This window comes from Burkholderia sp. E168m23 (genome assembly GCF_016586125.1).
Taxonomy (GTDB): Bacteria; Pseudomonadota; Gammaproteobacteria; order Burkholderiales; family Burkholderiaceae; genus Burkholderia; species Burkholderia orbicola.
The window spans coordinates 1-1254 of the sequence record NZ_BCPP01001393.1 but is presented as its reverse complement, the minus strand read 5'-3'; the positions used below and the strand labels follow the sequence as shown (position 1 = coordinate 1254).

The window sequence follows — 1254 nt, the reverse complement described above, 5'->3', positions numbered from 1 at the left end:
TTCGTATAGCATACATTATACGAAGTTATACGACGAGCGCTTCCATCGACGGTTGCGTGATCAGCGCGATGCGCTTGACCGGCGTATCGAGCAGCGCGAGCTTGTCGGGAAGCGTGGCGAGGCTGCCTGCACCGTGGACGACGTGCCTGACTGTCTGGAAATGGTAAGTCGTCATGCTGAGACCTGTTTCAGTGGCCGCGCGCGGCGTCGCGGTAGACGGAGAGCGCTTGCGCGAGGCGCTCGCGGGCCTGGGCATCGAGCGGCTGCGCGGGCGAGCGCGCGGGGCCGGCCGGCATCCCGAGCATCTGCGCGGCGGTTTTCAGCACGACGGGCATCGTGCCGAGTGCGAATGCGTCGCGCAGCGCGCGCAGCGACTCCTGCGCGGTGCGTGCGCCGGCGATATCGCCGGCGTGGAACTTGTTCCAGATCGACATCACGACATGCGGGACGGCGTTGGTCGTCGCGGCGACCGCGCCGTCGCCACCGGCGATCAGCGTCCAGAGGATCATCGAGTCGGTGCCGGTGAAGACAGCAAAATCGTCGCGCCGCAGGTCGATCAGTTGCAGCAACCGGTCGAAGTCGCCGCCGCTATCCTTGATGCCGCGGATGTTGGGAATCTCCGCGAGGCGGCGCACCGTATCGACGGTCAGCGTGACGCCCGCTTTCGCGGGAATCGTGTAAAGCATGACCGGCAGCGGCGTCGCGTCGGCGATCTGCTTGTAGTGCGCGTAGAGTTCCGGCTGCGTGGCGCCGTTGAAATACGGCGTGATCACGGACACGGCATCGACGCCGGCATCGGCCATCTTCCGGTTCAGGTCGATCACATCGCGCGTCGCATACGCACCGGTTCCCGCGATGACCGGCACGCGCGAACGTGCCTGACTGACCGCGATCCGCGCGATGCGCAGCTTCTCTTCTTCATTCAGCGCGATGAATTCACCGTTGGTGCCGAGCACGAACAGCCCGTGCACGCCGGCCTCGACGAGCCGCTCGACCAGCGCGCGCAGGCCGTCTTCATCGACGTTCTCGTTCGCCGTCATCGGCGTGATCAGCGCGGGAACGATTCCCTTGAACGCAATTGACATGCAGGCTCCGTCGCGGAAGGGACGGCGAACGGGATCGCCGTCTGTAGGGTTGTCTTGTGTCGATAGCGGCGCGGAGGGCGCGTTTGCGGTCGCGACCACGCCGCCACGTACGCCAGCCAGGGCAGCTCGTATGAGGAAACGCGGTGTCCGGGGTGTTCTCCGCACACAT

Annotated in this window: 1 protein-coding gene and 1 pseudogene; both read right to left on the bottom strand. The window is 65.6% G+C overall.

Annotated features, from left to right (window positions below):
• Positions 1–40 precede the first annotated feature (40 nt).
• Positions 41–175 (bottom strand): annotated as a pseudogene (locus tag JMF90_RS37580) (alcohol dehydrogenase); the annotation flags it as partial.
• Between the two features lie 13 nt (positions 176–188).
• Entirely contained in the window at positions 189–1085 is an 897-nt protein-coding gene (gene dapA, locus JMF90_RS37575; RefSeq protein WP_201317395.1) for a 4-hydroxy-tetrahydrodipicolinate synthase, read from the bottom strand.
• Between the last annotated feature and the right edge of the window lie 169 nt (positions 1086–1254).

Excerpts from the sequence above, each read along its gene's own strand:
- dapA (WP_201317395.1), bottom strand. The coding sequence starts at position 1,085 with ATGTCAATTGCGTTCAAGGGAATCGTTCCCGCGCTGATCACGCCGATG.